The organism is Pseudogulbenkiania sp. FW507-F1 (genome assembly GCF_058781125.1).
Window position 1 is genome coordinate 1 of the sequence record NZ_JBYSWM010000019.1, and the last position, 13,681, is coordinate 13,681.

General features: G+C 62.5%; 12 protein-coding genes. 3 read left to right on the top strand and 9 right to left on the bottom strand.

Features of this window, described 5'->3' with window-relative positions:
• Positions 1–249: 249 nt before the first annotated feature.
• A complete protein-coding gene (locus tag AC3WG5_RS12980; protein ID WP_492568978.1) occupies positions 250–2,022 on the bottom strand; it encodes a GGDEF domain-containing protein in 1,773 nt (590 codons plus the stop codon).
• Between the two features lie 206 nt (positions 2,023–2,228).
• Here AC3WG5_RS12980 and AC3WG5_RS12985 point away from each other — a divergent pair, with 206 nt between their 5' ends.
• The 3 genes from AC3WG5_RS12985 to astE all read left to right on the top strand — a co-directional run bounded on the left by AC3WG5_RS12985 (position 2,229) and on the right by astE (position 5,068).
• Entirely contained in the window at positions 2,229–3,017 is a 789-nt protein-coding gene (locus AC3WG5_RS12985; RefSeq protein WP_492568979.1) for an alpha/beta fold hydrolase, read from the top strand.
• A gap of 20 nt (positions 3,018–3,037) precedes the next feature.
• Entirely contained in the window at positions 3,038–3,829 is a 792-nt protein-coding gene (locus AC3WG5_RS12990) for an enoyl-CoA hydratase-related protein (RefSeq protein WP_008953801.1), read from the top strand.
• 225 nt (positions 3,830–4,054) lie between these two features.
• Positions 4,055–5,068, top strand: a complete 1,014-nt coding sequence (gene astE / locus AC3WG5_RS12995) for a succinylglutamate desuccinylase (RefSeq protein ID WP_492568980.1) — start codon at positions 4,055–4,057, stop codon at positions 5,066–5,068.
• 63 nt (positions 5,069–5,131) lie between these two features.
• Here the strand turns inward: astE and flgL are convergent, their stop codons facing one another.
• The 8 genes from flgL to flgE form a co-directional block, all read right to left on the bottom strand.
• On the bottom strand, positions 5,132–6,046 hold the full coding sequence (gene flgL / locus AC3WG5_RS13000) for a flagellar hook-associated protein FlgL (RefSeq protein WP_492568981.1): 915 nt from the start codon (positions 6,044–6,046) through the stop codon (positions 5,132–5,134).
• Positions 6,047–6,070: 24 nt separating this feature from the next.
• Positions 6,071–7,867, bottom strand: coding sequence for a flagellar hook-associated protein FlgK (gene flgK / locus AC3WG5_RS13005; RefSeq protein WP_008953798.1), 1,797 nt, complete (start codon positions 7,865–7,867; stop codon positions 6,071–6,073).
• Positions 7,868–7,915: 48 nt separating this feature from the next.
• A complete protein-coding gene (gene flgJ, locus AC3WG5_RS13010; RefSeq protein ID WP_492568982.1) occupies positions 7,916–8,884 on the bottom strand; it encodes a flagellar assembly peptidoglycan hydrolase FlgJ in 969 nt (322 codons plus the stop codon).
• A gap of 92 nt (positions 8,885–8,976) precedes the next feature.
• Positions 8,977–10,077 (bottom strand): flagellar basal body P-ring protein FlgI, encoded by a 1,101-nt coding sequence (locus tag AC3WG5_RS13015; RefSeq protein ID WP_492568983.1) that lies wholly within the window; start codon positions 10,075–10,077, stop codon positions 8,977–8,979.
• Positions 10,078–10,113: 36 nt separating this feature from the next.
• A complete protein-coding gene (locus AC3WG5_RS13020; RefSeq protein ID WP_492568984.1) occupies positions 10,114–10,797 on the bottom strand; it encodes a flagellar basal body L-ring protein FlgH in 684 nt (227 codons plus the stop codon).
• Between the two features lie 30 nt (positions 10,798–10,827).
• On the bottom strand, positions 10,828–11,610 hold the full coding sequence (flgG, locus tag AC3WG5_RS13025; protein ID WP_008953794.1) for a flagellar basal-body rod protein FlgG: 783 nt from the start codon (positions 11,608–11,610) through the stop codon (positions 10,828–10,830).
• 36 nt (positions 11,611–11,646) lie between these two features.
• The gene (flgF, locus tag AC3WG5_RS13030; RefSeq protein ID WP_008953793.1) at positions 11,647–12,387 is read right to left on the bottom strand and encodes a flagellar basal-body rod protein FlgF; all 741 of its coding nucleotides are present in this window, start codon (positions 12,385–12,387) and stop codon (positions 11,647–11,649) included.
• 22 nt (positions 12,388–12,409) lie between these two features.
• The gene (flgE, locus tag AC3WG5_RS13035; RefSeq protein WP_482582559.1) at positions 12,410–13,669 is read right to left on the bottom strand and encodes a flagellar hook protein FlgE; all 1,260 of its coding nucleotides are present in this window, start codon (positions 13,667–13,669) and stop codon (positions 12,410–12,412) included.
• Between the last annotated feature and the right edge of the window lie 12 nt (positions 13,670–13,681).

The following is a 13,681-nucleotide window of genomic DNA, read 5'->3' on the forward strand; positions in this document are numbered from 1 at the left end:
GTCCCGCCCCCGAGCCACCACGCGGCATCCGCATCGCCCTCTCTAGCGGCAAGCACCGCCGGCAGCGACCGCCAGCATGGGAAAAGAGTAGTGCCGTTCAATAAAATTGACAATTCAAAAACAGCCCGAACGACGGAAACGCACAAGGAAACGACGGTTTGCCACAAGGCCTGACCCCTTCATCGAGAGCGGGCAATAAAAAAGACCGGCTTATGCCGGTCCGCCCTGTTTAACGATCAAGCACATGGACTAGCGCTTGTCCGTACCCTTCCCCCGGCGCTCGATGAACAGACTGCTGCCGGCCTGCTTCTTGGCCATCTTCTTGGCATCGGCCACCGCCAGCGAGACCTCATGATGCGACAGGAACTGTCCCGGCCTGGCGGGAAGCACACCGATCGACACACTGGTGAGCGGGAAGAAGATCAGCTCGCCGTTGCGCGCCGTCACTTCGAAGCCCCCCATCAGGCGGTGCTCCTGCCCGAAATGCACCTGGACCTGGCGATCGAAGGCCGCGATCACGTCGAGCAGACGCGCCTCCCAGCCCTCGCTCTGCATCAGCAACACAAAGTCGTCGCCGCCGATATGCCCCACCCAGTCGCGGGCCGGGTCAGCCACCTGTTGCAGCAAGTATCCCAGCAGGCGGATCAGGTCATCGCCGGCGGCATAACCGTAGAGATCGTTGAACGGCTTGAAATGATCGAGGTCGGCATAGGCCACGATAAAAGGTTCGCCGCTGTCGAGCAGGCGGTCGATGGTCTCGGAAATCGGTACGTTACCGGGCAGCCCGGTCAGGGGATTGGCGTAGCGCGCCGCCGAAATCTGCATCTCGGTGATCTTGCGCATCAGGTCGTAGCCGGTACCCATGCCGAGATAGCGGCCGTTTTCGGTGATGATGAAGCCATCGATCAGGTGCCGGCGCTCGGCGGCCACCACCAGGCTCGACAGCTCCTGCACGCCCATCTCGGCACCGACGATCAGCGGCTGCTGATCCATCAGGGTGCGGCACGGCTTCTTGCCGTACAACTCACGATTGAACGGCCGGGCAAAGCTTTCCAGGAAATCGTGACGGCGCAGCAGCCCGACCGGCACGCCGCCACTCACCACCGGAATGGCAAAGCGCTCCGGCGCCTCGACGAACAGCCGGTAGGCAACTTCGTTTGCCACCGTCTGCTCCAACGGCATGACCTCGACCAGCAGATCGCGCGCCATCGCCTGGCGTGGCGCACCCAAGCGCTCGCGCGCCTCGGCGTATAAAAGGGAACGTACTTCGGCCGGCACCTCGCGCGCCGGCAGCAGCGCCGGCCGGGCAAACAGATAGCCTTGCCCGTAGCGCACCCCGAGCCGCCGCAGTACGCGCAACTCGTCTACCGTCTCGATGCCCTCGGCCACCAGCAAGGCACCGGATTGCCTCGCGATGTCGACCATCGAACGCACGAACTGCTCCTTGAGCGGATCGTGCTGGATTTCCTGGACGAAATGCTTGTCGAGCTTGACCACGTCGGGACGCAGCTCGGACCACAGCCGCATATTGGAGAAGCCCTCGCCCAAATCGTCCAGCGCAATACGGAAGCCACTGTCGCGGTAATGGCTCGCCGCCTCACGCAGCGCCTGGTACGTGGCGTTGGGGTGGGTTTCGGTGAGCTCGATGATGATGCGTTCGCTGGGCAACCCCAGCATATTGAGAAACGCCAGCGTCTCGCCCGATTTATGCTCCGGCGCCAGCAAGGTCTGCGGACTGATGTTGAGGAACAGACAACCCTGCAGTTGATGCTCGATAAACGCCTCGGCGGTGACACGCCGGCAGGCCCGCTCCAGCGAGACCAGCGCACGGCATCGTTCCGCCGCGGCGAACAGATTGAGGGGCGAGTGCAGCGGGCTGTTGGAAGGCCCGCGGATCAGCCCTTCATAACCGAGGATACTCCCCTCTTCCATGTCCACGATGGGCTGGAAGACCGGCAACAGCTTGCGCTCGTTGATGATGATTTCCAGCTCCTGGCAAAGGGAGGTATCGCAAACCGGCATAAGAAGCTCGTTCCTGGTGTAACTACTTTTTTAACAGCAGTGAAATATATCGTTAAAGGATGACAGGATCGTGACGATGAACGCCCAATCATTACAAAGGCAGATTTTGCCGGTGCAGTGTCTCAGGCCGGGAATACGCTGACTGGCCATGCGCCGAATCTTGGGAATAGAATGAAATCTGGATAATGCCGGTGGGACGCACAGCCATGCCTCATGCCACACTGAACGGACAAAGTATCTATTACGAACTGAGCGGCCACGGCGACAAGACGCTGGTGCTGTTCAACGGCATCACCATGTCCACGGCCGCCTGGACCATGATGACCCCGCCGCTCGAAGCGCACTACCAGCTGCTACGGCTCGACTTTCTCGGTCAGGGCCTGAGTGACAAGCCGGTCGCCGACGTCTACCCGCTGGAACAGCAGGCGGAGCTGGCGTGGCAGTTGCTGCAACACCTGTCGATCGACAAGGTGCACCTGGCCGGCCTGTCCTACGGCGGCATGGTGGCGCAGTACTTCGCCCACCGCCACCCGGAATGCCTTGAGCACCTGCTCCTGGCCTCGACCCTGGCCTGGTCGGACGAGGTGAACTCCCGCATCAGCGACAGCTGGATCGCCGCCGATGCTATCGGCGGCCTCGACCTGCGCTACGACGTGAGCATCCCCTGGTTCTTTTCCAGCCGCTTCTTGGTCGGCAACGCCGCCCAGCTGGCCGAGCTGAAGATCATCGCCGGCATGGTCGACTGGCCCGCCGTCACCCGCCTGATCGCCGGGGTCAAGCGCCACGACGCGCGCACCTGGCTCGCCGAGATCAAGGTTCCCACCCGCGTCATCGTCGGCAACGAAGACCGCCTGACGCCGCTCTACCAGTCGGAAATCCTCGCCAACAGCATCCCCGGCGCCTCGCTGCATGTGCTGCCGGCCATCGGCCACGTCATGCACATCGAAGCACCGGACATCTTCGCCCACGAGATTCTGCGCTTCTGCACGCCCTGACACACTCGGGAGAACCCGCCATGCTGCATCCCATCCTGCACTCCGTCGACGACCAGGGCATTGCCACCCTCCGGCTCAACCGGGCGGAATTGCATAACGCCCTGGACGACACGATGATCGTCCAGCTCACGAGCACGCTGGAAACCCTGATCGCGGATGCGCGCATCCGCGCCATCGTGCTGGCGGCCGAAGGCATCAGCTTCTGCGCCGGCCACGACAGCGCCTGGATGCAGCGCATGGCAGGCTTCGGCCAGGAGGAGATCAAGCAGCATGCGCGCTTGCTGGCAACCTTGCTCGGTACCCTCGACAACTGCCCGAAACCGACCATCGCCCGTGTCCAGGGCTCGGCCTTTGGCATCGGCGCCGGCCTGCTGGCCTGCTGCGATGTCGCGATCGGCGCATCCGAAGCGCTGTTTTGCTTCTCCGACGTCAAGCTCGGCATGATTCCGGCCTCGGTGGCACCGTATGTGATGCGCGCCATCGGCGAGCGCGCCACCCGGCGCTACTTCATCACTGCTGAGCGCTTCAACGCCGGCAAGGCCAAGCGCCTGGGGCTGATCCATCTGGTGGTGGAGCACGAGGAGCTGGACATGGCGGTGGCCCAGATGTGCCGCCAGGTCTTGCTCAACGGCCCTCAGGCGATGGCAGAGGCCAAGCAGCTGGTGCGCGAACTGGGCGGCAGGGCCATCACGGCTGACGCGATCGAGACGACCATCGCGCGCATCGCCCAGGTTCATGCCAGTACCGAAGGCCAGGAAGGCGTCGCCGCGTTTATCGAACAACGCGCACCATCCTGGATTCATCGAGAGTGAGCCCAAGCCGCGGCACGGCGATATTGCACCGGCCAAGCTCCCGGTCACGGGCGTGACGTGGGGCCGGCCTGATCGCCGCCATGGTCGCGTTTCGGCCAACCTTGCCGGCCAGGCAGGAGGACTTCCGCAATTACGCCATCAAACTTCATCTCTGCGGCACCGCTACAGACGGCACCGGCCCTTTCGTGAAGAATAAGGCCATCCTCCTCACGAAAAGCGTGCCCGATGAACCAGCCTTCCCTCTCCTACGATTTCCTGACCGCCACCCTGCAAGACCAGCCTCCCATGGCACGTGAATGGCCGTTGGCAAACGGTGTGACGGCACGCTGGCGCGAGCGAGGCATTCTCGAGCTGGTCCCGCCCCAACTGGACGACCATACCGACCGCGTACTGATTTCCTGCGGTGTTCACGGCAACGAAACCGCGCCAATCGAGGTTGCCAACGGCATTCTGCGCGACATCGAGCAAGGCCGACTGCCGCTGGCGGTGCACCTGCTGCTGATGTTCGGCAATCCGGACGCAATGCAGGCGGGCGAACGTTACCTCGATTACGACATGAACCGCCTGTTCAACGGCCAGCACGCCAAGCACCCAGCCACCCGCGAAGCGCAGCGCGCGGAGGTTCTGGAAAATGCCGCCGCGGCGTTTTTCGAGCAGGCCCCGAACGACTGCCAGCGGCTGCACTACGACCTGCACACCGCGATTCGCGGCTCGGTCTTCGAGCGCTTTGCCATCTACCCCTACCTCCACGAGCGCGACTACAACCGCGAACAGCTGTGCTGGCTGGAGTCGGCCGACATCACCACGGTGCTGCTGCACAGCCAGCCTGCCGCCACGTTCACTTACTACACCAGCCGTCACTGTCAGACGGATGCCTTGACCCTCGAACTGGGCAAGGCCCGCCCCTTCGGCCAGAACGACCTGTCACGCTTCGAAGGCATCAACCAGGCCTTGCGACGGCTGCTGAGCGGCCAGCGGGATCCGCTGCCAGCCTTTGCCAACGAACGCTTCCAGCTGTTCCGAGCCAAATACGACCTGGTCAAACACAGCGACCAGTTCCGTCTCCATCTGCACGATCAGGTCGAGAATTTCACCCTGCTCGAAGACGGCTTCGTCATCGCCGAAGACCTGGACGTGCGCTACCAGGCCCACGGCGGCAACGAGCGCATCCTGTTTCCCAACCCCAAGGTCGGAAATGGCCTGCGCGCCGGCATCGTCATCGAGCCAGTGGCCATCTGAAGAGCCGCCCTAAAAGCAAAACAGCCGGGATTTCCCGGCTGTTTTGATAGCACACCCCTAGGGTCACGACAGGTAGTTGAACAGCGACAAGCCACTGACCTTCTGGAAGGTCAGCTGCGAATACTGCAGCGCTGACTGTGCCAGGGTGAAATCGCTGATGGTCTTGGGCAGATCCAGATCGTCCAAATTGCTGAGCCGCGTCTTGTACTGGACATCCAGATCCTGCCCGACCGATTGCAGTGTTTCATTCTCGCTACGCCGCGAACCGATCGAGGCCTGGACCGTCGACAGGTTCACTTGGGCGGCATCCAGCCCGGAGAGGATGCTGCTCAGCTGGGTCGAAAAATTTGCCGGCTTCGGATCCTGACCCAACAGATTGTAGAAATCCCGCACCGTATTGAACACCGCGGTATCGCTGCTAGCGTTTCCGTACACGGCCGACCCGACCTCGGTAATCGGCACCTGCCGTTCCGCGCTGATCTGCACATCGCGACGCCCCGTATCGCCGGTGTAGGTCACGTTGAGCGAGCTGTCCGCCACGAAGGGAGGGCTGTCGATGGCGTTGCCACCGTATAGATAGTTACCGCGACTGTCGCTTGTGTTGGCGTAACTCACCAGCTGGTTGAAGCGCTCTTTCACATCAGTCTGGATCATCTTCAGCTGTGTCGTGGCCAGCCCGCCGTTGCCGGCCTGAATTGCCAGCTCCTTCAAGCTGGCCAGTAGACCATTGGCACTGTTGAGCGAGGTTTCAGAAATGGCCAGAGAGGACTCGACCGCGTCGCCATTCTTGACGAACTGCAGGTTACGCCCTTCCGACTGGGATACCTCCAGCATCTGGGCCGACGCCACCGGATCGTCCGACGGCACCACGACCCGTTTCTGGGTGGACAATTGCTCTTGCAGCTTGTTAAGGGTGTACTGGTTACCCTGGATACCGGTGTAGCCCTGAGTGAACACCATGCTGGTACTGATTCGCATCGCTATACGTCTCCGGTATTGGCCTTAGCCGATCTGCAGCAGCGAAGAGAAAAGTTGCTGCGCGATCTGGATGACCTTGCTCGAGGCCTGATAGGCCTGCTGATACTTGATGAGGTTGGCGGCCTCTTCGTCGAGATTGACCCCTGATATGGCGTCGCGCGCTTTTTGCGCCTCCTGCAGGACATTGGTCTGGGCCGTGGAGGTCACCGCCACCTCGTTGGTCACGCTGCCGACATAACTGACCATGCTGGCATAGTGGGACGCGAAGGAGGTCAGCGACGAACTGGTATCGGCCCGGTCATCGTCGACCAGAGGCCGCGTCTGCAGCTTGGTCATTTCCAGCAGGTTGGCGTTGTCACCGGCTCCGATCGGGGCCGCATTGGGAACGACGGACAGCGTCAGTCCCGTGGTCAACTGGCCCGAGAGCTTGAATGCAATGCCGGCATCGACGGCCGGGCTACCCGATACCAGCTTGTATCCGTTCTCGACGTTCGGCTGCGGCACCACGTTGTACGTGGTCGTCCCGGCACCGTTGACGACGGTCGCCGTCATGGTCGTGCTGTCGATCGAAAGGCTGGTCAGGTTGTAAGACGGATGGGCGGTCACGTCCGGTGCGCCGGCGGCACTGGCGGACGACCAGCCATAATTACCCGGCAAGGTACTGTAGACCCCGCTGATGGTGAGGCCACTACCGGTCGGAGATACCGCCGGGCTGCCCGGTTTCAGGTTGGATGCGGTAGCCAATCCCTTCGGATCGGTCATAGTCACCTGCAAGGCACTGGCCGCACCGCGCGGATCGCTGGCGTAAGCGCTCAGGTCGGTGAACAAGGGCTGGCCGGGCTGGCCATTCAGATCCAGCCCGAGTTGCTGCTGATAATTGATCGCGGTGGCGAAATCGATGGCCAGATTGCCCAGCCGGGTCCGTGCCTCGGTCAGGGTATTATCCCGAAAGTCGAACAACCCACCCAACGCCCCGCCCTGGATCAGGCTGGTCGGAATCACCGTATTGCTGCCACTGGTGCTCTGGTACACCAGCTGCAGTTGCTGTGGATCGGCCGGGTCCGGCTGCGTGGCGAGCTGGTTGGCCTGGTTACCTAGCACCAGGGTCTGTCCATTGCCGATGAACACGCTGTAGGAGCCATCCGATTGCGGCACCACCGAGGCCTTCACCTGTTTGTTGAGTTCCAGAATGGCCTGGTCGCGCTGATCCAAGAGATCGTTGGGGGCGCTGAGCGTGGTGCCGCCGGAGGTCTTCACGGTCAGCCCGGAGATGCGCTGGTTGAGGTCCGCGATCTGGCTGGCCAAGCCATTGATGGTGTCCACAGAGGCCTTGATGCGGGTGCTCACCCCGCTAGCCATTTCCTGCAGCTGGCCATCCAGGGTGCGAAACTTGGTGGCCAATGCCTGGGCATTGTTGATCGCTGTCTGCCGGCTGGGGATGGCGGACGGGTCGGACGACAGGGTTTGCAGGCTGCCGAAGAAGTCCTGCAGCGAGGGACTGACACCGACCGTCGAATCCGCCATCAGGGAGTCCACCTGCTTGAGGAAATCCAGCTGGCCCGAGTAGTAACTATCCGTGGCCTGGGCGCTTTGCACCTGCTGGGTCAGGTAATCGTCGTAGACCCGGTTGACGTGGGTCAGGTCGACCCCCTGCCCGATGAAACCGTAGCTGGCACTCTGCGGGTAACGCGCAGCCTGCTGCGTCACCTGACGGGTGTAGCCGGCAGTGTTGACGTTGCTGATGTTGTGGCTGGTCACCGTCAGGGCGCCTTGCGCCGCATTCAGCCCGCTGACGCCGATCGAAAAAATACTCGTACCCATATCGCACCTCTGATTGCTATATCGGCCTGCCCGGCACGATCTTGAGCCTTAAGCCCCGCGAGAACGCTGGGAAACCGCCCCCATCACCCCCACCAGCTTCTGGGCGTAGTGGGGATCGGTGGCATAGCCTCCACTTTGCAGCCCTCGCGCGAATGCCAGCATGTCGCCCCCCTGGTTCAGGGCGGACTGGTAGCGCGACGAACCGGAGAGCAACTTGGCGTAGTCGGCAAAGGCCTCACTGTAGGACGCGTAGGCGCGGAATTTATCTATTTTCTTGACGGCATTGCCGTTCACGTACTCGGTGGTCAAGACATCGACGGAATCGCCCTGCCAGTTGGCGCCGGCCTTGATGCCAAACAGGTTGTGACTCTCCTTGCCGTCAGCCGTCTTGATCGAGCGTTTTCCCCAGCCGCTCTCGAGCGCGGCGTGCGCCAGCACCAGTTCCGGCGCGACCCCCAGTTGCTGGGCGGCGTCCCTGGCGTGAGGTAACAGGGAGGTCACGAAGGATTCGGCCGTGCCGCCCACGGCGCCCGTCGTCGGGCTTGGGGCTTCGCTTGCGGTGTTGGTCAACCCGGCAGCCGCCTTCGACTGCATGGTCTGATACACACGGATGGCCTGGTTGACCATCGGCAGCATCGAGGACGCCGGAGCCAAGCGCTCGACCGTGGGGGACGCATCATCATCCAGTTGCGCGGCATGGGCCAGTTGCCGCGACAGGACATCGGCCAAGCCCACCCCTCCCGATTTGCTCATGGTCTGGAGCAATTGCTGGTCCAGCATGCCGCGGTAGGTGCCCATGGCATTGCTGTCCTCCTCGCCATCGAACGACGTCTCGCGCATGGTCTTCAACAAGGTTCCCATGAACAGGGACTCGAACTGTTGTGCGGCGGCCTTGATCGCGGCTTGCGGGTCTTTGCGTGCGGCTACCTGCAAGGCGGCGGTCTGACCGGGGTCGACGGCGAGGCGCTGGCTGGCCGTGCTGGCATCGTTCGGCAACGTTGGAAAACTGACACTCATCCTGATCTCCTCGGTGCAGAAAAAGCAAGAAACGGGCCAACGAAAAAGGGAGGGCTATCCCTCCCCTTGCCACCAAACACCGGCCGCTTCACTCAGATGATCTGCAGCTCCGCCTTGAGCGCGCCGGCCGCTTTCATGGCCTGCAAAATGGACAACAAGTCCTGTGGCGTGGCGCCGAGCGCATTCAGCGCGTTCACCACCTGGGACAGGTTGGCCCCGCGCGGCAGCCCGATCACCTTGCCCCCTTCGCTCTTGACGTTGACGCTGGCCTGGTTGGTGACGACCGTCTGCCCACCCGATAGGGGCGCCGGCTGGCTCACCTGCGGGGTGTTGCTGACCGAGACCGAGAGGTTGCCGTGCGCCACGGCGCAGGGGTCGATAGTCACGGACTGGTTCATCACCACCGAACCGGTACGGGCATTGAGAATGACCAGAGGGGAAGCTTCTGCCGGTGTCACGGCAATATTTTCCATCCGGGACAGGAACTGCACGCGGCGATTGGCGTCTTGCGGAGCGACCACTTCCACCAGCCTGCCATCCAACGCACGGGCCACGCCATCGCCAAGCTCGCGGTTGATGGCCTGCACCACCCGATTGGCAGTGGTGAAGTCGGACTCGAACAGCTCGAGCTGGACTACGCCGCCCGAGCCGAGCGCGGTCGGAACCTCGCGTTCCACCGTCGCCCCGGCGGGAATGCGGCCGACGCTCAGATGGTTGACCTGTGCCGAACTGCCGGCAGCAGAGGCCCCGGCGCCGCCCACCACCACGTTACCCTGCGCCATCGCGTAGATCTGCCCGTCCGCACCTTTCAGTGGTGACATCAGCAGCGTGCCGCCGCGCAGGCTCTTGGCGTCACCGATGGAGGAAACGGTGACGTCTATGGCCTGCCCCTGGCGCGCAAACGGCGGCAGGGTTCCGGTGACGGTAACGGCGGCGACGTTCTTCGGATCAAGCTTGGTTCCGACCGGAATCTGCACCCCGAGCTGGTTGAGCATGCTCGACATCGACTGCGATGTGAACGGTGACGAGGTGGCCTTGTCACCACTGCCGTCGAGCCCGACCACCAGACCATAGCCGATCAGCTGGTTGGTGCGAACACCGCCGATCGAGGCGATATCCTTGAGCCGCTGCGTGGCCAAGGCCGGAGACATGGCCAACACCCCGACCAGCAGCATACCTAGAAAACGTTTCATTCCCATCCCGCTATAAAGCACCGGCCATCGCCACCATCAGAATGGCAGCACCGTCATGAAAAACTTGGTCAGCCAGCCCGGCTCGGCAAACGAGCGGTTGTTGCCCTTGGATTGCTGCTCGATACGGGCATCGGCCACCTTGGTGGACGAGACCGTATTACCGGTCTTGATATCACGCGGATTCACCACACCGGACAGCCGGATGTATTCGGTATCGCCATTGAGCCGTACCTGCTTCTCTCCACTCACCACCAGATTGCCGTTGGCCAACACGTCGATCACGGTCACCGTGATCGAGCTGACGAACGAGGAGCTCGCCTGGTTGGTGCCCTTGCCGCCCGAGCTGGCCGAGCCGTCGGCCGACAGGGAGGCCCCTGCCAGTTTCTTTTCGAGATAATCGGGAACGAAGGGAAGCTGCAGGCCCGCCCCCATGCTGTTGCTGAGCGACGAGGTACGCTTGCCGGTGGTCTGCTCGGAGGCCGCCGTGGTGGTTTTCTCTTCGATGGTGACCGTCAGCGTATCGCCCACTCGTGCCGGGACGCGGTCGGCAAAGATCGGCTGGTAGCTTCCGGCCTGGAAGATGGAGCCGTTGCCGGGCAGGGCCTGCGGCGCCGGCTGGGGCCGCGCGCTCATCGGCTGCTGCACGATGGGCGGCTCGGGCACGGCACACCCGGACAACGCCGCGGCCAGCATGGCCATCACACCGAAAATCGCTTTCATCACAGGGCCTCTAGCTGGTCGACGCCAGCATTATAACTGGGCAATCCGCTGCAGCATCTCGTCCGCTGTCTTGATCGCACGCGAGTTCATTTCGAACGAACGCTGGGCGGTGATCATGTTGACCAGCTCTTCGGTGACGTTGACGTTGGAATCCTCGAGAAAGCCCGAACGCACACTGCCGCGACCATCGGTATTGGGGTCGCCATCCTGCGGGTCGCCCGACGCCTGGGTTTGCAGGTAGAGGTTCTGGCCGATGCTCTGCAGACCTTGCGGGTTGATAAAGGTGGTCAGCTGGATGGTGCCGGCGGTGGTGGGGGCGGTGCTATTGGGCTGGGTATATTGCACCACGCCCGCTTCCGAAATGGTGATGCCGGTGGCGTTAGCCGGGATGTTGATCGCCGGATCGAGCAGATAACCGGACGAGTTGACGATGTCGCCGTTCTCGTTGCGACGGAATTCGCCGTTGCGGGTGTAGGCGATGGTGCCATCCGGCTGTTGCACGCGGAAGAAGCCGTCACCGTTGATGGCCAGGTCGAGCGGCTGTTCGGTCGATTCCAGGTTACCCTGCGAGTGGATGCGCGCGGTCGCCACCACGGTGGAGCCGGTACCGACTTGCAGCCCGGTCGGCAGGCTGTTGCCGTTGGTCAGTTGCGACCCCGGCTGGCGCAGGGTCTGGTAGTACAAATCTTCGAAGACCGCGTGGCCTTTCTTGAACCCTTTGGTATTGGAGTTGGCCAGGTTGTTGGAGACCACGTCCAGCTGGAACTGGCTGGAGTCCATGCCGGTCTTGGCGATGTAAAGGGCGCGCATCATGGCGAGTGTTCCTTATTTTGGGCTTCGGCCAACCTCTCAGCTCAAGGCGAGAATCTGGCTGGCTTTTTGTTCGTTCTGGTCGGAGGTCTGCATCAGCTTGACGTTGAGATCGAACTGGCGCGCATGGGAAATCATCTGCACCAGGCTCTCCACCGCATTGACGTTGCTGCCTTCCAAGGCCCCCGACACCACCTTGACGTCGTCCGAGGCCGTGGCGTTGCCGCCCGCGTTGAGGCGGAACAGGCCATCCTCACCCTTGTACACGGCGCGCTCGCCCGGGTTGACCAGCTTGAGCTGGCCGGCGATCTGCGGGGTGCGATCGGCACCGCTCGTGGGTGTGGTCACCACCGTGCCATCCGGACCGATCACCACGCTGGAGCCGGTCGGGACGGTGATCGGCCCGCCATCGCCGAGGATGGGCAAGCCGCTGCGGGTGCGCAGCATGCCGTTGGGATCTGCGACGAAGCCGCCGTCGCGGCTATAGGCTTCGCGGCCATCGGCTGTCTGCACCGTGAAGAAACCCGGGGTGCCCAGGGCGAAGTCGGTGTCGTTGCCGGTCTGCTGCAGGCTGCCCTGTGACAGGTCATGGCCGATGGTGTTGTCGACCACGTAGGTGCGGGTCGGCGCACCGTCGCCCACCACCGGCAAGGCGCGGAACGAGACCTGGTCGGCCTTGTAGCCGTTAGTGTGCACGTTGGCCAGGTTCTGCGAGGTGGTGGCCTGCTGCGTCATCACGTGTTTGGCGCCGGTCATCGCCAGGTAGATCATGCGGTCCATGGTGCCGTTATCCCGTTAATGCTCAGCGCAGGTTGATCAGGGTCTGCAGGATGGTGTCTTCGGTCTTGATCGACTGGGCGTTGGCTTGATAGAAGCGTTGCGCCACGATCATGTCCACCAGTTCGGAGTTCAGATCGACGTTCGACTGTTCCAGCGCCTGGGATTGGATTTCGCCCAGATCGGCGGACATCGGCGCACCGACCTTGGCGCCGCCGGTGGAACTGGCCACATCCTTCCACAGGTTGCCACCCATCGACTGCAAGCCCTGCACGTTGGTGAAGTTGGCCAAGGCCACCTGGCCGATGGCTACGGTCTTGCCGTTGGAATAGGTGGCCTCGATGATGCCCTGGTTGTTGATGTTGGTGCTGGTCAGGGTGCCGGGCGCATTGCCGTCGGCCGACAGCGAGTTGACCCCGAACGAGGAGTTGAACTGGGTCGACTTGCTGAGATCGACCGTGGCAATGGTCATCGGCGTCGTGCTGCCGTTAGGCGTGGTCGCCGTGTACTGAATGTTGCTGAGTACGCCACCGCTGGTCAAAACGCCGTTGGTATCGAAGCTCAGCGTCTGCGGCCCGGCGGGCGAGGTGACTGCCGTGCCATCGACATAGAGGTTGACGGTCCAGTCGGTGCCGGTCGCGGTGGGCGTGCCCTTGACGAAGTAGAAGCTGAGGTCGTGGGTATTGCCCAGGCTGTCGTAGACCTTGACCGAGGTGGCGGAATTGTAAGTACTGGTATCCGTCGGGTTCACCGTCGGCGTCGGGCTGATGACCGTCGCACTGGAGTTCAGATTGACGCCCAGATCGACGTTGCTGGTCGCGGTCGGCGAAATCAGGCTGGTCTGGAATTGCAGGTCGACCGGGGTGGCGGTGTACTGGATCACGCCGTTCTGGGCGGCATAACCTTGCAGCTTGTAGCCGTCGCCGTTGACCAGATAGCCGTTGGCGTCGACCTGGAAGGCGCCGTTGCGGCTGTAGGCATCCTGGCTGGACGCCGCACTGGGCGACTTCAGGACGAAGAAGCCTTTGCCGGAAATGGCCAGGTCCAGGTTGTTGCCGGTGGAGTTGATGTTGCCCTGGTCGAACAACTGGCTGACCTCCGCCGTGCGTACGCCGATGCCGGCCTGGGCGTTGGAGACACCGTAGAGGCTGGAGCCGTACATGTCGGCGAACTCGGAGCGTGAACGCTTGAAGCCGTTGGTGCTGGCGTTGGCCACGTTGTTGCCGACCACTTCCAGTTGCTTGGACGCTGCAGCCAGGCCACTCAAACCCTGTTGGAAACCCATTTCTTACTCTCC